General features: G+C 34.9%; 22 protein-coding genes. 3 read left to right on the forward strand and 19 right to left on the reverse strand.

The window, feature by feature from the left end; translation table 11 throughout:
- The 4 genes from AC3AX0_RS01005 to thyX form a co-directional block, all read right to left on the reverse strand.
- On the reverse strand, positions 1–223 hold a 223-nt coding region (locus AC3AX0_RS01005), incomplete at its 3' end, for an ATP-binding cassette domain-containing protein (protein WP_487548440.1).
- Positions 223–1,248 carry a FecCD family ABC transporter permease gene (locus AC3AX0_RS01010; protein ID WP_487548441.1) on the reverse strand — a complete coding sequence of 342 codons (1,026 nt, stop codon included), beginning with the start codon at positions 1,246–1,248 and terminating at the stop codon, positions 223–225. The genes AC3AX0_RS01010 and AC3AX0_RS01005, both read right to left, overlap by 1 nt.
- Before the next feature lie 60 nt (positions 1,249–1,308).
- Positions 1,309–2,271, reverse strand: coding sequence for an ABC transporter substrate-binding protein (locus AC3AX0_RS01015; RefSeq protein ID WP_487548442.1), 963 nt, complete (start codon positions 2,269–2,271; stop codon positions 1,309–1,311).
- A 21-nt stretch (positions 2,272–2,292) separates the two neighbouring features.
- The gene (gene thyX / locus AC3AX0_RS01020; RefSeq protein WP_487548443.1) at positions 2,293–3,075 is read right to left on the reverse strand and encodes an FAD-dependent thymidylate synthase; all 783 of its coding nucleotides are present in this window, start codon (positions 3,073–3,075) and stop codon (positions 2,293–2,295) included.
- A 259-nt stretch (positions 3,076–3,334) separates the two neighbouring features.
- Between thyX and AC3AX0_RS01025 the strand changes: the two genes are divergently transcribed.
- Positions 3,335–3,994 (forward strand): TetR family transcriptional regulator, encoded by a 660-nt coding sequence (locus AC3AX0_RS01025; RefSeq protein ID WP_487548444.1) that lies wholly within the window; start codon positions 3,335–3,337, stop codon positions 3,992–3,994.
- 42 nt (positions 3,995–4,036) lie between these two features.
- Here AC3AX0_RS01025 and yhbY read toward each other — a convergent pair whose 3' ends face one another.
- The 8 genes from yhbY to AC3AX0_RS01065 form a co-directional block, all read right to left on the reverse strand.
- The gene (yhbY, locus tag AC3AX0_RS01030) at positions 4,037–4,324 is read right to left on the reverse strand and encodes a ribosome assembly RNA-binding protein YhbY (RefSeq protein ID WP_487548445.1); all 288 of its coding nucleotides are present in this window, start codon (positions 4,322–4,324) and stop codon (positions 4,037–4,039) included.
- Between the two features lie 10 nt (positions 4,325–4,334).
- On the reverse strand, positions 4,335–5,606 hold the full coding sequence (gene obgE / locus AC3AX0_RS01035; protein WP_487548446.1) for a GTPase ObgE: 1,272 nt from the start codon (positions 5,604–5,606) through the stop codon (positions 4,335–4,337).
- Positions 5,607–5,715: 109 nt separating this feature from the next.
- The gene (gene rpmA, locus AC3AX0_RS01040) at positions 5,716–6,000 is read right to left on the reverse strand and encodes a 50S ribosomal protein L27 (protein WP_487548461.1); all 285 of its coding nucleotides are present in this window, start codon (positions 5,998–6,000) and stop codon (positions 5,716–5,718) included.
- A 5-nt stretch (positions 6,001–6,005) separates the two neighbouring features.
- The gene (locus tag AC3AX0_RS01045) at positions 6,006–6,335 is read right to left on the reverse strand and encodes a ribosomal-processing cysteine protease Prp (protein ID WP_487548447.1); all 330 of its coding nucleotides are present in this window, start codon (positions 6,333–6,335) and stop codon (positions 6,006–6,008) included.
- Between the two features lie 3 nt (positions 6,336–6,338).
- Complete coding sequence (rplU, locus tag AC3AX0_RS01050) at positions 6,339–6,650, reverse strand: 50S ribosomal protein L21 (RefSeq protein ID WP_487548448.1); 312 nt, start codon at positions 6,648–6,650, stop codon at positions 6,339–6,341.
- A 90-nt stretch (positions 6,651–6,740) separates the two neighbouring features.
- Positions 6,741–7,412, reverse strand: a complete 672-nt coding sequence (locus AC3AX0_RS01055) for a TIGR03936 family radical SAM-associated protein (protein ID WP_487548449.1) — start codon at positions 7,410–7,412, stop codon at positions 6,741–6,743.
- The gene (locus AC3AX0_RS01060; protein WP_487548450.1) at positions 7,396–9,249 is read right to left on the reverse strand and encodes a TIGR03960 family B12-binding radical SAM protein; all 1,854 of its coding nucleotides are present in this window, start codon (positions 9,247–9,249) and stop codon (positions 7,396–7,398) included. The genes AC3AX0_RS01055 and AC3AX0_RS01060 overlap by 17 nt, the downstream gene beginning before the upstream one ends.
- Positions 9,250–10,092 carry a deoxyribonuclease IV gene (locus AC3AX0_RS01065; protein ID WP_487548451.1) on the reverse strand — a complete coding sequence of 281 codons (843 nt, stop codon included), beginning with the start codon at positions 10,090–10,092 and terminating at the stop codon, positions 9,250–9,252.
- 296 nt (positions 10,093–10,388) lie between these two features.
- On the opposite strand from AC3AX0_RS01065, the gene rodA reads away from it, so the two are divergent.
- Positions 10,389–11,501: a rod shape-determining protein RodA gene (gene rodA, locus AC3AX0_RS01070; RefSeq protein WP_487548452.1), complete on the forward strand. Its 1,113-nt coding sequence runs from the start codon at positions 10,389–10,391 to the stop codon at positions 11,499–11,501.
- A gap of 229 nt (positions 11,502–11,730) precedes the next feature.
- On the opposite strand, the gene AC3AX0_RS01075 is transcribed toward rodA, so the two are convergent.
- Together AC3AX0_RS01075 and AC3AX0_RS01080 are read right to left on the reverse strand one after the other, a co-directional pair.
- Positions 11,731–13,209: a uridine kinase family protein gene (locus AC3AX0_RS01075; RefSeq protein ID WP_487548453.1), complete on the reverse strand. Its 1,479-nt coding sequence runs from the start codon at positions 13,207–13,209 to the stop codon at positions 11,731–11,733.
- A 119-nt stretch (positions 13,210–13,328) separates the two neighbouring features.
- On the reverse strand, positions 13,329–14,255 hold the full coding sequence (locus tag AC3AX0_RS01080) for a pseudouridine synthase (protein ID WP_487548454.1): 927 nt from the start codon (positions 14,253–14,255) through the stop codon (positions 13,329–13,331).
- 131 nt (positions 14,256–14,386) lie between these two features.
- On the opposite strand from AC3AX0_RS01080, the gene AC3AX0_RS01085 reads away from it, so the two are divergent.
- A complete protein-coding gene (locus AC3AX0_RS01085) occupies positions 14,387–14,887 on the forward strand; it encodes a hypothetical protein (protein WP_487548455.1) in 501 nt (166 codons plus the stop codon).
- Positions 14,888–14,968: 81 nt separating this feature from the next.
- Here the strand turns inward: AC3AX0_RS01085 and AC3AX0_RS01090 are convergent, their stop codons facing one another.
- The 5 genes from AC3AX0_RS01090 to AC3AX0_RS01110 all read right to left on the reverse strand — a co-directional run.
- Entirely contained in the window at positions 14,969–15,523 is a 555-nt protein-coding gene (locus AC3AX0_RS01090) for a DUF6648 family protein (protein WP_487548456.1), read from the reverse strand.
- Between the two features lie 51 nt (positions 15,524–15,574).
- A complete protein-coding gene (locus AC3AX0_RS01095) occupies positions 15,575–16,300 on the reverse strand; it encodes a pseudouridine synthase (protein ID WP_487548457.1) in 726 nt (241 codons plus the stop codon).
- Positions 16,300–17,646 (reverse strand): NOL1/NOP2/sun family putative RNA methylase, encoded by a 1,347-nt coding sequence (locus tag AC3AX0_RS01100; RefSeq protein ID WP_487548458.1) that lies wholly within the window; start codon positions 17,644–17,646, stop codon positions 16,300–16,302. Before AC3AX0_RS01100 ends, AC3AX0_RS01095 begins: the two co-directional genes overlap by 1 nt.
- A 180-nt stretch (positions 17,647–17,826) precedes the next feature.
- Positions 17,827–18,237, reverse strand: a complete 411-nt coding sequence (locus AC3AX0_RS01105; protein WP_487548459.1) for a twitching motility protein PilT — start codon at positions 18,235–18,237, stop codon at positions 17,827–17,829.
- Between the two features lie 67 nt (positions 18,238–18,304).
- Positions 18,305–18,849: radical SAM protein (locus tag AC3AX0_RS01110; protein WP_487548460.1), on the reverse strand; the 545-nt coding region annotated here is incomplete at its 5' end.

Genomic DNA, 18,849 nt, shown 5'->3' on the forward strand with positions numbered 1-18,849 from the left:
TTTCCTTGAAAGAATAGCTGTTCAGGTCTTTTCCCTTAAGATTCACCTGTCCCCTATAGTTCAGGTTCTTGTTAAGACATTTGACAAGGGTTGTTTTTCCAGCACCATTTGGTCCTATTATACTGATGAATTCACCCTTCTCAACATACATTTGTATATTGTCCAGTATCAATTTGTCGTTTATTTCAAAGGACAGGTCCTTGACTTCAATCATTTTTTCCATTAGAACATCTCCTTTTTCCTTTTATTCAACAAGTATATAAAGAATGGTCCTCCAAGAACTGCTGTTATTATCCCTACTGGTATCTCTTGTGAAATAAGACTCCTTGCTACCGTATCACAACACATGAGGAGCACCCCCCCGAAATTAAAAGCTACAGGCAAAAGTACATTATGTCTCGGACCTGTAAACATTCTTACTATATGTGGCACTATGAGACCTACAAATCCAATTATTCCCGACATTGAAACTGCAACACCTGTAATAATGGATGTAGTGACAAGAATTATTCTTTTTGTTTTTTCCGAATCAACGCCAAGATTGTTTGCATTTTCCTCTCCAAGAAGCATTATATCCATTTCCCTTGCCATATATATAAGAATAAGGAATCCAGCAATGGAATAAGGGATAATTGTCACAACATGGCTCCATCCTTTCCCTGACAAGCTGCCCATAGTCCAGAATATAATCTTGTGGAGACTCTCATCAAAGAGCATCATCATGACTGACATCAAAGCCGCAAGAAACTGTGACATTGCAATACCACTTAGAAGCATGGTTGTTACAGGCACGTTGTTTCCAATCCTTGCTATATTGTAAACAAAAAATACTACAGCAATGGCTCCTACAAAAGCAAAAAGAGTAATTGCAGAAATCCCGAAAATCTTCATGCCACCGAAGGCTACAATACCAAAGGTTGCTCCGAATGCAGCTCCTGAAGAAATTCCAAGTATATATGGATCAGCCATTGGATTTTTAAGGATTCCCTGATATGCAACTCCACAAATTGACAGTAGTCCTCCAACAAAATAAGATACAATTATTCTTGGAAGTCTTACATTAGAAATTATATATGTGATTGAATCGCTTGTATTAACATCTTTTTCAACAAGTCCGGTTTTGCTGAAAACAATATTCAATATATCTCCAAAACCAACCCTCACTGCTCCAATTGACAGATTCAAAACAGTAAAAAAAGCAAATATCAAAATAGAAATGATTATTATTAATTTTTTGTTATATTTCATATTTCACCAACCAAAAATAAAAGCCGGGATACCCGGCTTTTATTTTATTTCCCTAGAAATTTATTTTCCATTAAATGCTTCCGGATGAATTGCAGCTGCAACCGATTCAAAAGCTTCGATTATTCTCGGTCCAGGTCTTGAAAGGATGTCCTTGTTAAGCATGAAGAGTTGACCAGTCTTTATAGCTTCAATATTTTCATATCCTTCTCTTGCAAATATGTCTTCAGCTGTTTTGAATCCGTCATCCCCAGTCAAGTAAACCTGTGGATTCTTTGCAATAAGCATTTCCAAACTGTATTCAGGGTAAGAGGATTTCGTGTCTGCAGCTATATTCACACCGTTTGCCAATGTTATAAGCTCGCTATGAAAACTTCCAGGTCCTGCAGTCATTAAAGGATCATTCCATATTTCATAGAATACAGTCTTTGCTTCATATCCTGCAACCCTGTTCATTATCATTTCCTGCTTGGCCTTCAAACCACTTACCATTTGATCTGCCTCTTCAGAAGCTCCAACAATATCGCCTATCATCTGCATGGTCTCATATGTCTGCTCAAGGTCACCAGGATTTACAAGAACAACTTTGATGCCTGCATCTTCAAGCTGAGCCACTACATCGTCAGACATCCATGAACCTAAAACAACATCAGGATCAAGGCCTATGATAAGCTCCAAATTTGGACCGTCATAGTCTCCAATCTTTTCAACTTCCTGTGCTTCCACGGGATAGTTGCAGTATACGGATACACCTACAAGATTTTCACCCTTGCCAATTTCATAAATTATTTCCGTATTGCTTGGTACAGTGGAAACTATTTTTTCAGGCATCTTGTCAATGGTTACTTCCCTGCCGTTGCTGTCTGTTACTGTGATAGGATAAACACCTGTTTCAGTAACCATTCCTTCATCACTGCCATTCGTTTCATCTGCACCCGTCTCAGGTGTTTCTTCATTTTTTTTACAGCCTGCCATTGAAAATATTAATATAAATATCATCAACATAGCCAGAATTCTTTTTTTCATTTTTCCTCCTATGTCCTTACCTTATTTGTTGTTTTTTACATATGAATATTTTTCTCTCATTTCATCCATTTTTCCACAGGTCATCTTTCCTTCAGGGCATGGACCCGCCACACAGGATGGACCGCAGTTGCTGAAAATATATGGGGCAACACTGTGTGCTTCCTTAAGCATTTGTGAAGCCATTTCCCTGATTTCCCACTGTGCTCGATTACAGCATCTAACTGAGAAAAAGTGTATAAGGTTTCTGGCATTCATTGTGACCATTATTTTTGTTTCACAAGCATTTGGCAATACATATCTGGCATCTTCAATAGCTTTCTTGCTTGCTGCATTTTTAGCATCCTTCTCACTTTTTCCTTCCTCTAGAAGAAGGTTATAATGGTCTTCGTAAAGAAGATCTGTTATTTCATCATAAATCTTCTGGTCATATTCCATAGCTTCAATGAATTTTGCTGAAGCTGCACTATTATTTTGTATTTCAGGAGGCACGATATACTGGAACTGTCCTTCTGTAACATATCTTTGAGACCTCTGGCTATAGCTGGCTAGCCTGTGTCTAACAAGCTGATGAGTCAAAGTTCTACTGACACCTTCTATTGCAAAAGAAAAATTTATATGCTCAACTGGTGACTGGTGTCCCAGTTTCATAAGCATGCTTATAAACTTTTCCGTATTATTCTCATCCAAATCATTCATTATTTCATCGGCAGCCAGTGATGAATAGCAAAGTTTTGCCGCTGCTGCAACTAATTTCTCTGGTTCAGGCGTATACTGTACAAGCTTTACTCTTAAATCTGTTTTCATGTTTTCTCCCCTTAATTAATTGGTTTCATCGTTTAAATCAACTCTACTATAATAGCATAATATAGTACCTAAAATCAATGTATAGTCAATCTCTTTATGAATATACTAAGAGCTCTGCAAACATTGGAGTATAGACATATTGAATCAATTAGCGTATAATAAAGTAAGATACATCATTAAATAAAAAATAAACAGTATGCAATCTTCACTTTACATCCAGTTCAATTGCTCCAGATGATTAATAAATTAATTAAGGTGTGTGATTATCATCAAAAGGTATAAGAAAGGTATAGAAACCAGAAACAATATAATAAATGCATCAAAATCCCTTTTCTACCTCCAGGGTCTCAACTCTACAACGGTACAAAAAATCGCAGATTTGGCTTCTGTCAACCTTGGTCTTCTATCATACTACTTCAAAACCAAAAACAATATTATAAAAATAATATTTACAGATTTCTTTGAAAAAATATATGCTTCAGTTGATAATCAAGTAAGCAATGATAAAGGTGTTATTCTCATTCATATGGTCAAGGAACGAGTGATCTACGATATCATATTCAAAGATTCAAACAATTTTCGTTTTTTCAAGGAAGTATTAGATAAAAGTATTGTATTAAAACTCTTTGAAGAAAGAACCTACAACAATTATACTAGAATCAATAACGAGCGTGGTTTTGAAACAGATGACAATCTTATTAAATGCTATTCCTCTCTTGAATGCGGAGGCCGTTTAAATCTTCTAAAGAACTATGTAGACGAGACTTTGCAGGTGGAATATGACGATCTTATCAATATACTTGTAAGTTGTACGCCAAGGCTTTTTGGAGTAGACTACAGTACAATTACAAAATATTTAGAATCATCACTGGAAATCCAGAATAGCATTGATTACAAAAAAATAAAAATGCTTATATAACAAAAGAGTCGGATCAACCGACTCTTTTGAAAATTACAACTCTTATTTGAGTTCTATTACATTGTTCTCTGATTCCCTGTACAATACAAATCTCTTTCCTATGCTTACTACAAACTCTGCCTTTAAAACTTCTGCAAGTTCTGATGCCGTTGTCCTTGCATCAAGTTCACAATTGCTAAGTATCTTGAACTTAACAAGTTCCCTTGACTCAAGAACTTCATCTGCCTGGGAAATCAGGTTTTTAGTTATACCGTTTTTACCAATCTGGATTATTGGATCCAAATTATGGGCCAAACCTTTTAAATAACTTCTTTGTTTTCCAGTTATCATTATTTCTCCTCTATTCTACGAAATCGAATTCAACTCCGCACACTACTATTGTATCTTCTTCTTTTGCTCCCAACTCCCTTAGCTTGTCAATGACTCCCTTGTCATTTAAAACCTTCTGGAAGTTTTTCAGGGACTCGTAATCTTCAAAGTTTGTTGATTCAACGAGAACATCAAGAAAATATCCGTCTGCGTAATATCTTTTGCCTTCTTTATATACACTTATTGTATCTTTCTTTTTCTTTTCATAAAGCACTGAAGCTTCACTTTCGTCGTAGAAAATCTCCTCTTCAGCAGTCTTTACACACTCAAGAGCTGCATAAAGGACCTTTTCAAGACCTGTACCAGTAATTGCTGAAATTTCATATATATCGTACTTGTCTCCAAGTTTTTCTCTAACTTCTTTGACATTTTCTTCAATTCCAGGAATATCAGTTTTGTTGAGAACTACTATTTGTTTCTTTAGACAAAGCTTTTCGCTGTATTCAGCAAGTTCTTCATTTATCTTATAGAAATCCTCTACAGGATTTCTTCCTTCCTGACCAGAAATATCAAGTATGTGAAGAAGAACCTTGGTTCTCTCTACATGTCTTAAGAATTCATGTCCAAGTCCAACACCTTCTGCAGCACCTTCAATGATTCCAGGAATATCTGCAATAACAAAACTTTCACCTGAGCTCATTTTAACAACACCAAGATTAGGCTTTAGGGTTGTAAAATGATAATTTGCTATCTTTGGCTTTGCACTGGTTGTCTTGGAAAGAAAAGTCGACTTTCCAACATTTGGAAATCCTAAAAGTCCTACATCAGCAATGAGCTTAAGTTCAAGTATAATCCCTCTTTCTTCAGCAACTCTACCTGGTTCAGCAAACCTGGGAGCCCTTCTAATAGAGCTTTTGAACTTAACATTGCCTCGACCGCCTCTACCACCTTTTGCTATGACAAACTTTTGTCCGTCAGTGTTCATGTCAACCAGAACAATATTAGTTTCCTCATCTCTTACAAGTGTTCCGACAGGAACCTTCAGTACTAGGTCATCGGCTTTGGCTCCGAACTGATTTTTGCCTCTTCCATCTTCGCCACCTTTAGCCTTGTAATTCTTCTGATATCTGAAATCCATGAGGGTTCTAAGTCCGTTGGTTGCCTCTATGATGATATCGCCACCCTTTCCGCCGTCTCCGCCTGAAGGACCACCCATAGGTTCATATTTTGCTCTTCTGAATGCTACAGATCCATTTCCACCCTTGCCGGCTTTAACATGAATCTTCGCTATATCAATAAACATCAAATCACATCCTTTAAAAGAACAACGCAGCTCTGCTGCGTCATCCACGTAAGTGAGTGTTGTCCGCATAGAAAGCCACAAAAAAACCTACCGTTAAGGTAGGTTTAATTTAAGCTTCTTGTGTGTAAACACTAACTTGTTTTCTCTTTTTGTCTTTTCTCTCAAAAGTAACTATACCATCAACAAGTGCGAAAAGAGTATCATCTCCACCTATTCCAACATTATTACCAGGATGAAGCTTAGTACCTCTCTGTCTTACGAGAATATTACCAGCTAAAACAAATTGTCCGTCTGCTCTTTTTAAACCGAGTCTTTTAGACTCACTGTCTCTACCATTTCTAGAACTACCTACACCTTTCTTATGTGCAAATAATTGCAAATTCAATTTTAATATCACGACTACACCTCCTTATAATCAAGGCTTATATACTGACTATAATTTTCTAATAATAGTTTGATGCCCATCTCAAATGTTTTGAACAAAATATTCGATTCAGGACAAATCTTTTGAAGCAATATCTTCATAAATCCAGTCTTTTCATCCACTGACCAATCAATATCATCCAGATTAACTCCGGCAACCACTTCAAGAGAATTCAACACCGTATATGACAGTATGGAAACTGCAGCACATACTATATCGCTTCCTTCCTCGTTGTAGCCTGAATGGCCTTTAACTTCAAAACCCTTATAAGAATCACCGCTTCTGTCAATTACAACTTCGATCACTGATTAACCAACAATCTTTTCAATTTTAACTTGTGTATATGGCTGTCTGTGTCCTTGCTTCTTTCTATAATCTTTCTTAGGCTTATATTTGAAAACAATGATTTTTTTTGCTTTTCCATGATTTTCAACAACAGCATCTACTGCTGATCCTTCAAGATATGGTTTACCTGTGTTTATGTTTCCATCTTTAGATACAAACAAAACTTTGTCAAACTTAACAGCATCACCTTCAGCAAGATCAAGTTTTTCAACTCTAATTACATCGCCTTCTTGTACTTTGTACTGTTTTCCACCTGTTTCAATAATTGCGTACATTAATGCACCTCCTCAACCCAGTCTCGCCATTGCAGGTACTTTCGTTTAAAACCTGTTCAGAGCGGCTTACAAAATAAAAGTATAACCATTTTACATTACTTTGTCAACAAAATTCAAATTAATTCTTTTAACTTTTATTCTTTCCACACCTTTTAGTACTGAACATATGAATTCCTTCATTTCCTCAACTTTTAAACTTCCGTTTTCATTGATGTCTATAGTCATATCAAAAGACATTTCCAGTCCTTCTATATTTCTCATTTTGACATCCATAATATATTCTACAACATTGATTGTTCTTCTTTTAATTTTATTTTTCTTCTTTTTTACTCTTTCTATAACATATTCATTGTCAAGAATTGAATTCAATGACTTAAGAGCATCTTCAAATTTCTCTTCCTGATCAAAACCAATAGTAAAATTATAAACCTGAGAAGAAATCAAGGCAGATACTGCCTTTTTATTGTTATATTCATCAGCTTCTGTAATTCGCATACCTTCAGGCAGGTTGTTGTTCATTCTCTCCTTAAAATCATCAGTTGAAATATCACCTTCAATCTCAGCCTCTCCATACTCACCTGTACTTTCTATACCCAGCGACAGTGGAAATGCTATATTGAGCTTTGGATGTGGATTAAAACCTTCAGAATGCTTCACCGGTATTGAAGTCCTTCTTATTGATCTCTGCAAAACCCTCATAGTGTCAAGATGGGATATGAATCTTAATCTTCCTAATTTTGTAAACTTAAATACTATCTTCAAAACACGATCCTCCACCCAAATTCATATTTACACCGCATCCTGAACAATTTAGTCTGCAGTCTTCTGTTGTTTTTTCTTCAAGAGATTTTTTCTTTTCTTTAATCAAATACTCCTTTGTAACTCCACAATCAATGAAATCCCATGGAAGTATCTCATCAAAATCCTTTTGTCTCTCATTGTAGAATTCTGGATTCACTTCAGCCTCAACGAATGACTCAATCCATACATCATATTTAAACTTATCTCCCCATCCGTCAAAGGTACACCCATTTTTCCATGCTGTCTTTAATACTTTTGCAAGCCTTCTGTCTCCGAGAGCAAAAACTCCTTCTATAGAGCTTAGTTTGGGATCATGGTAATTGTATGAAACCTTTTTATCCTTAATAGCATTTTTCAATAAGCCAGTCTTTTCAGTGAATTCATCAACAGTATTCTGTGCTTCCCATTGAAAAGCTGTAAATGGTTTTGGTACAAAGCATGCTGCACTTACATTAACTTTTAGATTTCCTCTGATTTTTTCCCTTTCTCTATTAAAGAATTCATTTTTCACAAGATATGCAAGATCCTTGATACCATAAATATCCTCAACCGTTTCTCCCGGCAGGCCAACCATGAAATATAGCTTTACGGTAGACCATCCAAGATCAAATGCAGTCTTTACAGTTCCTAATATATTCTCTTCAGTAATATTCTTATTGATTACGTCTCTCATTCTCTGTGTTCCGGCTTCAGGGGCAAATGTAAGCCCTGACTTTCTTACCTTCTGAACCCTTTCCATAAGATCAAATGAAATTGAATCCAGTCTCAAGGACGGCAGAGAAAGGCTTATACGCCTATCTTCGTATTTATTCAATAATTCCGTAGCCAGTTCAATAAGTTTTGAAAAATCTCCAGTACTCAATGATGAAAGAGAAATTTCTTCATGTCCCGTGGACTCAATAAGAAGATCCGCCTGTCTTAAAAGAGTTTCTACTGATTTCTCCCTGACAGGACGATAAATCATACCTGCCTGACAAAATCTGCAACCTCTTGTACATCCTCTAAATATTTCAAGCACTATTCTGTCATGTACAGTTTCTATAAATGGAACCACTATCTTCTCTGGAAAGAAAGATTTATCAAGATCTTTAATTATCCTCTTTTTTACATTATCCGGAGCCTTTTCGTATAGTTTGTTTCTTTTGCTGATTGTCCCGTCATCATTATACTCAATGTCATAGAATTCAGGAACATATATTCCTTCTATAAGACATGCTTCCTTTAAAAAGGCTAATTTGTCATAACCCTTCTTCTTGTGTTCCCTGTAAAGGTCCATTACTTCCACAAGGATTTCTTCACTCTCTCCAAGGAAAAACATATCTATGAATTCATATAATGGTTCAGGATTGAATGCGCAAGGACCTCCTGCAATGACAAGAGGAAAACTATTATCCCTTTTTGCAGATTCAACTGGAATATTTGCCATGTTCATCATATTCAGAATATTCGTATAGCTCATCTCGTATTGGAGCGTGAATCCAACTATGTCAAAATCCCTTATGGAGTCCTGACTTTCAAGGGCAAAAAGTTCTATGTCATTTTCTTCCAGCTGTGCCTCAAAATCAGTCCAAGGTGCAAAGACCCTTTCACACCATATATCATCAATACTGTTAAGAAGGTTGTAAAGTATGTGCATTCCAAGATGTGACATTCCCACCTCGTATACATCAGGGAATGCAAATGCAAACCTGGTATTTACTCCATCTAAATCCTTAACAACAGAATTTAGCTCTCCGCCTGTATATCTTGCCGGTTTTTCTACTTTTAATAATATTTCTTCTAATTTGTTTATATCCAATTATTCTACCTCTTCATTTAGTAATTCTTTGATCATTTTAATTTCTCTTGCATGTCCCTTTTCATCATATGGTGTTTCCAGATAAAATGGTAGGTTCTTAAGTTTCGGATGCTTCATAAATGCCAAAAGAGCATCCAATCCAATAAGACCTTCTCCAATTCCAGCATGCCTGTCTTTGTTTTCACCAAAGGGCTTTAGACTGTCGTTAAGATGTATTGCCTTAAGCCTTTCAAGTCCTATAATCCTGTCAAACTCTTTAAGAACACCTTCAAGGTCATTTACAATATCATAGCCTGCACTGAATATGTGGCAGGTATCCATACATACACCAATCTTGTCCTTATGATTAATTCCGTCTATTATTCTAGCTAGTTCTTCAAAGCTTCTTCCTATTTCGGTACCCTTTCCTGCCATTGTCTCCAATAGTATAGTTGAAGTGATGTCATCTGTAATGTTTTCATTCAATATTTCTATTATATGCACTATACCCTTGTCTACTCCAAGACCAGTATGACTTCCTGGATGAAAATTGTATAAGTTACAGGGCAAAAGTTCAAGCCTTTCAAGGTCCTGTCTTAGAGCCTCCCTTGCAAAGGTTCTTACTTCTTCCTTTGCGGAGCTAAAATTATATGTATATGGAGCATGGCAAAGTATTGGCGCAAAACTGTTTTCCTTAACAATTTTGTGAAATGCTTCAACATCACTGTCATCTAGTTTTTTTACAGCACCACCTCTAGGATTTCTTGGAAAATACTGAAAAGTATTGCTTCCCATTTCAAGTGCCATGTTTGCAGCTGCCTTGAATCCTTTAGATATTGAAAGATGTGTACCTATATTTATCATTAAACCACCTGTTTTCTTTTGAATTTTTTCAGACTTAATAATACCATAAATAATCATTTAAAGCTATGCATAATTAAAGTCTTTCTTTATCATTGATTCACTGACCTTCAAACACTTCCATATCGATGCCAATTTTTTCTGCATTTATTACTGCTTGATTTTTTTCCTTTTCTGCTTCATAATTATCATGAAGTATCAAATGTATCTTTTTTCCCCATTAAATCACCATTTCATAAATGAGTTCTATTGATTTTAACATAAAGATATAGAAAAATATAATAAAATTCGAGGTAATTATGTCAAAAATAGATAAAAAGTTTTGGAAAAGATTTGATTTCATGCTTGTAGCTACAGTCTTAGTTTTGTCGGTATTTGGTGTCATAGTAATAAAAAGCGCCACAATGAGCCTAGCACAAGGATCATCAAGATATGTGAACAGACAGCTCATCTCACTATTTATGGGAATCATAATCATGGTTTTCCTAATTTTCATAGACTATGAAATCTACGGTAATTTTTATATACCAATCTATGTAGTATGCAATTTAATGCTGGTCGCAGTACTGATCTTTGGTTTTGGAGAAAACCAGTGGGGTGCTAGAAGCTGGATTGAAATTGGTCCTGTTACATTTCAACCATCAGAAGTTGTTAAATTCGGGCTTATAATTTCATTGGCCAAATTTATAGACAAAAACAGGGCAGACATCAACAATCCATTTACCCTCATCAAGATACTTGCCTTTGCAGGCTTTCCTATCATATTGATTATGCTTCAACCTGATTTTGGTACTTCCATGGTATTTATTTTCTTTATATTGGTAATGTTGTTCATTTCAGGTCTTGATATGAAATACTTCCTGATATTCATAGCCCTCGGAATAATCATGGTTCCAATACTTGCCATGACTCTTGACGATTATCAGATTAACAGGATACAGGTGTTCCTGGATCCAAGTCTTGACCCACAGGGTGCTGGATATCAGGTTATACAGTCTAAAATTGCAATTGGCTCAGGCCTGGTATACGGAAGAGGTCTTTTCCAGGGAGTTCAAAATCAGTACGGATTCCTTCCAGCAAAGCAAACAGATTTCATTTTTGCAGTTATAGGTGAGGAACTCGGTTTCCTTGGAGGTCTGTTCCTCATTTGCCTCTATGCCTTTTTAATGTACCGGCTTATCAAGATTGCAAAAAACGCATTGGACATGTTTGGGTCATTAATTGTCGTCGGTATAACGGCAATGATGTTTTTCCATATATTCGAGAACATAGGGATGACCATTGGGCTCACACCTGTAACAGGAATTCCCCTTCCCTTCATCAGCTATGGAGGAACATTTATGCTGATCAATATGATAAGTATTGGGCTTGCCCTTTCGGTAGCAGTAAAAAGAGAAGGACTGGAATTTTAAGTTCTTCTCTTTTATTTTTTTGCAATAGCTGGGTACAAATAATAACAGGCGACAGTTCCCTACTCCCTCGGAACGACAATCTTTAACTGATAATGTTGATTGTCGAACCTCGAAGTCGAGACCTCACTGTCGCCTGTTATTATTTTTTGTTATATATGTGAATTTATTGCTATTTAATCTGTCTTCTCTAAATCAATTCAATAATTCAAGAAAAGAGATTATGTTTAGATCATCTGAAACAGCTACCTCCGATAAATTCCTTGATAATAGAAGTGTTTGGGATTATGCTGTCATCTTCTATTTCCATGAAATAGCTTAAGAATTCAAGCAGTCGTTTCTTTTCGTAGCAGAAGTTGCAATCGTCTCTTATTTCCTCGATTATTGGTATTGCATATTTTTTAAGTACGGTTAACTCGTAAATAAGGGATGAGTTAAACATAACATCTGCATTTTCCTGGTATGGAAAAATATAATTATTTTCACCCTTTACTACATTTTCCCAAAGTTCCAGTGTTTTTTCTCCATTATGTCCTCTATATTTCATATCTCTTATTATTCTTCTTATAAGCCTCAAATCAGTAGTAGAGACTCTATTGTGATCGTCAATATTAAGTTGCGTCAATGCACTTATATATATCCTATATTTGAGGTTTTGTTCTATTGATTCAGTCAACTTTTCATTTAAGCCGTGAATCCCTTCTATTACAATATACTGTCCAGCATCTACAGAAACAGGTGTTTCGCGACTTTCCCTCTTTCCCGTGAAAAAATTAAACCTTGGCATGATTATTTCCTCACCAGATAAAAGATTTGTCAAATCCTTGTTAAAAAGATCAATATCTAGGGCTTCAATAGTATCGAAATTATATTCTCCATTACTGTCCTTTGGAGTATTTTCCCTTTCAACGAAATAATCGTCTAGAGAAATTGTTAGATAGTCCTTTCCGTTAACCTTCAGCTGAATTCCAAGCCTGTTGGCAAAGGTCGTTTTCCCTGATGATGATGGACCTGCTATTAATATTACTCTTGCATCACTTTCACAGATGCTGTCTGCAATATATGCAATTTTCTTTTCATGAAGAGCTTCCGTTACTCTTATGATGTCATTTATTTCACCATTTAATATGGATTTGTTAAGCTCTCCTGCATTGCTTACCTTCAACAGTTTCGCCCATATTTCAGACTCTATGAATACATTAAACAGTTTCTCTTGATGGTTGTATTTAGGAATGGAATAGTTGTGTTCCTTTCTTGGGAATATGAGAACCAATCCTGGTGCCGATATTTTTAAATCATAACTTTCAAGTTTTCCGGTGCTCTTGTAAGTCTCACCCATAATATTGTAGTATGTATTGTTAATCTTGCATACTTTTATATTTTCAATACCTAAATTCTCAAAAAGAAGAACTTTATCCATCATATTTTGCTTTCTGAAAATCTCTATAGCATCTTCTTTTTTAAGAAGTTCTTTTCTGATTCCCATGTTGTCAGCTATGATTTTGTTCATTTCCTCTTTGATTTTTTCTACATCATCATCAAACAGCTCCCTGTTTAAAACAAGTTCAGTATAAAAACCCTTGTTTATTGAATGTTCTATAACCACCTGTTTATCTGGAAATGTTCTGTTACATGCTTCAAGATAGACAAGTACCAATGTGTTTATGTATCTTCTTAATCCTTTGTCGTTGTATATTTGAATATCACTCATATTATCACCTGTAATTTTTTATTTTTCGGAACATTTTTAATTTTTTTTCGTTTAATCTAATGAGGTTAACCTTTATCCACCCATACAGGAGCAGATTAAATATCTGCTCCCGTCCCCAATTAACCCATCAATTCTTTTTTAAGTTTGATATAATTTCTTGGACATGAAGCTTCAAATACTTTTCCATTAAGGTATTCAAGTTCTCCTGCAAATCCTTTGAACTTAAGTTTTTGGGAATGAAGAAGATATCGATTCATTCCCTTTGTTTTACCGCCATATTTTATATCTCCTACCAGTGGATGGCCAATGCTGCTCAAATGAGCACGAATCTGATGAGTTCTTCCTGTAATGAGTTCCACCTCTATTTCAGTGAATCCGTTATTGTATAGGACCGGCTTTATTCTTGTGAAAATCTCCTTATACCCTTCAATTTCAATATTTCTGACTACTACCTTGTTTACATCATCTCTCTTTTTTAGAAACCCGCCAATTTCTATATCTTTTGAAATTTCACCCTGTACTATTGAACAATAATATTTGCTTATGTTTCTGTTTCTAATATTTTCATTCATTTCTTTCAAAGAATTATAGTTCTTAGCTGCTATGATAATTCCTGTTGTATTCCTATCCAGTCTGTTGCAAAAAGAAGGTCTAAAGGTTGCGGAATCATCTTCTTCACCCAAGTAAGATAATAGTTTGTCCAACAGAGAAAGTTTTCCATCCCCCAGGGGTTGAACATCAATTCCTGCATGTTTGTTGACAAGTATTATGTTTGAGTCCTCATATACCACATCAAGTTTACCTTCATTTTCAACATATGTCTTTGATGTTCTAAATTTCTCAATAGTATCATCAGCAAGATATATCTCCACCACATCTCCTAGTTCAAGAAAGTATTCTTCTTTAACTTTTTCACCATTGACCTTGATATATTTTTTTCTAAGCACCTTATAAATGAATGCATTTGGAGCCTTATTCAGATATTTTTTTAAAAATCTGTCAATCCTCTGTTTCTCTTCATTTTTATTTATCTTAATTGTTATCATATTATTCCTTCCAAAACATACTCTCAAATATTATAATATAATTCCAATACAAATGGAACATTATATATATTGAATACGTCTAAATATTGTGATATATTTATTATGACATTAGGGAATGGAGTGATATCTTTTTGAAAAAACTAGTAAATGCAATAAAAGACTTTTTTTACGAATCAACAGACTATGCAATTATATTGATGATTGTTATAGTCATAGGAGTAATACTTATCTGGAGATTTAACATTTTGTTTAGTTTTGACATTTCAAAAGACCCTATTCAGGATGGAGATGAAATTCCAATTGAAACAAACTTACCTGAAGAGTCGCAAGAAGATACTCCAGATGATCAAAATCCTTCAGACCAGGACACTGAGAACCAGGATGATTCTACAAATGATGAAAGCAACCAGCCAGATGAAACAAGGACAATCAAGGTGACGATTCCTTCTGGGAGTTCTGCACAAACCATAGGAGAAATTCTCTACAACAAGAATCTCATTTCCGATTCAGATAAATTCATTCAAAGATCCGTTGATCTCGGTATGGATACAAAACTTAAGTCCGGTGATTTTGAAATCACATCTGATATGGAATTAGACGAAATCATTAAAGAAATTGCACGTATGAACTAAAATTTTGATAAGCAAATCATAAAACCTATGACAGAGTCATAGGTTTTATGATTTGCTTTTTAATTTTTAATTTTTGATATCCTAGTATAAATTATTTACATAATAATCTATTACTGATTTACGAATGTTTTCAGAAAAAACCTGCTGTTTCTTTAGGGCGTTCAATATCCATATACTTTTTGAGTGAAGTACTGCAAATTTATAGTCCTTCAATACCACTTCATACAGAACATTTTTCAGTTTTACAGATTCCATCTCTATAAAATATGCTTCAATGTTTTCATAGTTCATATGTCTCAAAAGTCTAAAAGTTGTTTTGTCTTTTTCATCATAATAATAATTACATTCTTTAAGATAAGTTTTATGAAAATTATTATGCCTTTCCTTGCCCCTCTCATCCAAAGCCATTGTTTTATAGTATTTTGCCATTGTATTGTAATACTGATAGTTATACATACCCTTTTCAACACAATCTATTGTATCAAAGGGGGTTGACTTTGAACTAACAATAAATTTGTAACTTAAGAGAATATACTCTCTTTTTGTTATTTCACCGTTTCTCAATCGTATTATCAATGAATCTCGGTTTTGATAAAATCTCTCAATTTTTGTATCTTGTTTCGTATTATATTCCAAATTAACACCTTTTCTTAAAATTTATAAACCATTATAGCACAATACAACAGTCTAGTCTTCACTTATGGGTAATTTACCTAGCTCCCCTAATGTTAGTTCCCTATATTGACCCTTCTCCAGTTTGCTGTCCAGCTTTATATCTCCAATTGAAAGCCTTTTTAAATATGTTACATTTATTCCTAACATTTTGAACATTCTTTTGATTTGATGATATTTTCCTTCTCTAATAAAGATATTTAGTTTACATAATTCAACTTCATTTGATATCATGTCTATTCTACAGTCCAAACATCGACTTCCATCTTCAAGAATAATGCCGTTTTCTATTGAAATCCTGCTTTTTTCAGAAAGTTTTCCATCAAGTTCAACATAATATTCCTTTTCTACATGCTTTTTTGGAGACAAGATATTATGTGCCATTTTGCCATCATTCGTCAATAGTACAAATCCTTCAGTATCCTTGTCAAGTCTTCCCGCAGGAAAAAGGCTGATATTTTTCAGATTGCCATCTAATATATCAATCACATTGGTATCCTTGCTGTCTGTTGATGAAACTATACCTGCAGGTTTGTTAAGCATTATATATGTATACTTCTTATACTCAACCTGTTCACCCTTTACAAATACTTTGTTTTCATCTGTATTTATCTTTGCAGAAAAGTTTTTAATTATTATACCATCAATTTCTACATATCCTGATTTTATCAATGTCTTGATTTCTCTTCTACTTCCCAACCCCATGTTTGAAAGAAGCTTGTCAAGTCTCATAAAGGCCATTACATCATCCTCCACTCTTTAAGATAGTGGTTTTTCAATATTCCCTGAGAGATTTTCCCCCATCCTGCAGGAAACCCGTCAATGGTTACCAGATTCCATCCTTTTTCACCTTCTACATGAAGAGTTTCACCCTTTAAATACTTGAGGGCTTCTGGACCTTCAATGCCAATATTTACAGATTTAACCACATCATCCTTTTTCAAGAAGGAGGCCAGAGCCTGGGAAGGCATAAATCTTCCGTTTTTTTCAAAACCAATCTCCAGGCCGTTGTAGAACACATCCATGCCACTGGTTCTGATTCCTGTTTCCTTGAATATTTTCCCCTTTTTCAGCGTCAGATTCCAGTCAGTGATATCCAGGCCTGTTTCTTCAGCAAAAACCTTTAGAGAGTCTATTTCCTTGTTGCCTTGAATATTCATTTCAATATTTCCAATGATTCCATCAAAACTATCTGTTTTCTTAAGCTTTACAGCAAAATGACCTTCCCCGTTTGTAATATGAGGCCATATTCTGAATGCCCCATCAAGACCCAAAAGTCCTTTTGACAGCTCTGTTTTAGAATTATGTAAACCAATATCGTCGATTAATTCAAATTCCTTGTTCTTTTCAAGAAATTCCGATATGATTTTTTCATTTTCTTCCGTTGAAAAAGTACAGGTAGAATAAACTAATTCTCCACCCGGTTTTAGAAGGTCTTTTGCATGGTTCAATATTTCCACCTGCATATCAGTAAACTTATTATCTTCATATGTACAATATCTTTTTTTTGTTTTTTCATCCCTTCTGAACATTCCTTCTCCAGAACACGGTGCATCAACAAGAATCTTGTCGAAATAATTCTCAAAGAATGATTTTAAGGTTTCTGCCGTTTCATTAGTTACAATTGAATTTGTAATGCCGAATAACTGGATGTTCCTTTTTAAAGACAACAGCCTTTTCCTGTTCACATCATTTGCAATGATAATTCCCTTATTCTTCATTTTCGCACCTATTTGTGTAGTTTTGCCTCCAGGTGCGGCACATAGATCAAGAACCCGTTCTCCCGGACATGGATTTAAAAGTTCCACAGGCAGCGATGCACTTGGCTCCTGTATGTAAAACAGTCCGCAATGATAGTATACATCCTTACCCGGTCTGCTATCATAATTTATATAATAGCCATCACTGCACCACGGTATGGGTTCTTCTATATATTCTATTTTTTTTTGAAAATCATCTTTACTGATTTTTAATGAATTACGTCTTATTCCTCTAATATTTCTATGATCAAAGGAATCCATAAATTCTTCATAATCATCTTTTAAAAGTTTTTTCATTTTATCTTCAAATTTAACTGGTAGTTTCATAAATTACACCTCATATATTTGCATACAAATTCTATCAGAGATATGCGATTATGGCAATAAAAAAATGGCACCAACTGTTTCAAGCGCCATTCAAATCCACTGCTTTAGAAAGTAAAAATATGCATAACCCCTTGAAGCGTTGGTGTTATGCGGTTAACGCAGCAAAGCTGCTTTCTTGATTTAGAATATATATTCCTTCATTTCAGGTGTCAGCTGATTTTCATCAAAGCTAACACTCATTACAAAATCGACTTCAAATTTTTCAGACGCTGTTTCGAGCTTCTTTATGACATCTTCCAAATCTTCAGCTCCGATATTGGCAATTTTATACAATCCATCTATATAAACCAGTTCAATGTCATAATCCGCTGCCAGTAACCCGTATGCAAAACCCAAGAATTGATCTGGATTGTCTATTCCAAAATCCTTTGTATTAATGTACTTAATTTCATGGTTTAAATCAAATATGTGCTTATTGTTTGCTTCAAGAAAGAAAACCTTACCTTTGACAGTACTTATGGAATCGTTCCCCATCTCAATCATTTTTCTTGTCTTACCGGTTCCCTTGGAACCACAAACTAACTTGACCATTTTAACCGCCTCCATTGTTTTTTTTTATTATAGCACAAATAGAAAGGGTTTTCTATGCGTAAGTCGGTTAATTTTTTTTCATATTTAAAGCTTTACCACCAAGATAATCGCAAAGTTTACCCTGATACGAATTATTGTCTTTCATTTTTAATATTAATTCATCTTTTAATTTTCTCCAGGAAGTACACCAGTTCGAGAAAAGTGTTTCCTCCTTAGGTGCCCTTCCAAAAAGTCTTTGAACAACAATATCCGGTGAAAGGTATAATAAAAAAACTTCAAGTCTTTCCAAATATTCGTCTTTTTCTATCATATTAATTTCACCATTTTTATACATTTCACCAAGAATCGTATTTCTCAATATATACAAGGAATGAACCTTGACAAATTTTATCTTTAGAGCTGACAATATCTTGGCATTTTCAATAACATCCTCCATATCGTCCCACGGAAGATTCAATATGATATGAGCACATACTTCAAATCCATATTTTCTGATCATAAGAACAGCATCAATAAATTCAGCCAGTGTATGTCCCCTATTTATCTTTTTTAAGGTTTTGTAATTGCAGGTTTGAAGACCTAGCTCAATTTCAATGTCAATATTTTCCCTAT

The organism is Dethiosulfatibacter sp. (assembly GCF_983023055.1).

What these genes read in the sequence shown, in the direction of transcription:
- AC3AX0_RS01105 (WP_487548459.1), bottom strand. Translation starts at nt 18,237, where the DNA reads ATGGTCAAGTTAGTTTGTGGTTCCAAGGGAACCGGTAAGACAAGAAAA.
- AC3AX0_RS01065 (WP_487548451.1), bottom strand. Translation starts at nt 10,092, where the DNA reads ATGATAAATATAGGTACACATCTTTCAATATCTAAAGGATTCAAGGCA.
- AC3AX0_RS01015 (WP_487548442.1), bottom strand. Translation starts at nt 2,271, where the DNA reads ATGAAAAAAAGAATTCTGGCTATGTTGATGATATTTATATTAATATTT.
- rodA (WP_487548452.1), top strand. Translation starts at nt 10,389, where the DNA reads ATGTCAAAAATAGATAAAAAGTTTTGGAAAAGATTTGATTTCATGCTT.
- rplU (WP_487548448.1), bottom strand. Translation starts at nt 6,650, where the DNA reads ATGTACGCAATTATTGAAACAGGTGGAAAACAGTACAAAGTACAAGAA.
- AC3AX0_RS01075 (WP_487548453.1), bottom strand. Translation starts at nt 13,209, where the DNA reads ATGAGTGATATTCAAATATACAACGACAAAGGATTAAGAAGATACATA.
- thyX (WP_487548443.1), bottom strand. Translation starts at nt 3,075, where the DNA reads ATGAAAACAGATTTAAGAGTAAAGCTTGTACAGTATACGCCTGAACCA.
- obgE (WP_487548446.1), bottom strand. Translation starts at nt 5,606, where the DNA reads ATGTTTATTGATATAGCGAAGATTCATGTTAAAGCCGGCAAGGGTGGA.
- AC3AX0_RS01100 (WP_487548458.1), bottom strand. Translation starts at nt 17,646, where the DNA reads ATGAAACTACCAGTTAAATTTGAAGATAAAATGAAAAAACTTTTAAAA.
- yhbY (WP_487548445.1), bottom strand. Translation starts at nt 4,324, where the DNA reads ATGATAACTGGAAAACAAAGAAGTTATTTAAAAGGTTTGGCCCATAAT.
- AC3AX0_RS01080 (WP_487548454.1), bottom strand. Translation starts at nt 14,255, where the DNA reads ATGATAACAATTAAGATAAATAAAAATGAAGAGAAACAGAGGATTGAC.
- AC3AX0_RS01095 (WP_487548457.1), bottom strand. Translation starts at nt 16,300, where the DNA reads ATGGCCTTTATGAGACTTGACAAGCTTCTTTCAAACATGGGGTTGGGA.
- AC3AX0_RS01010 (WP_487548441.1), bottom strand. Translation starts at nt 1,248, where the DNA reads ATGAAATATAACAAAAAATTAATAATAATCATTTCTATTTTGATATTT.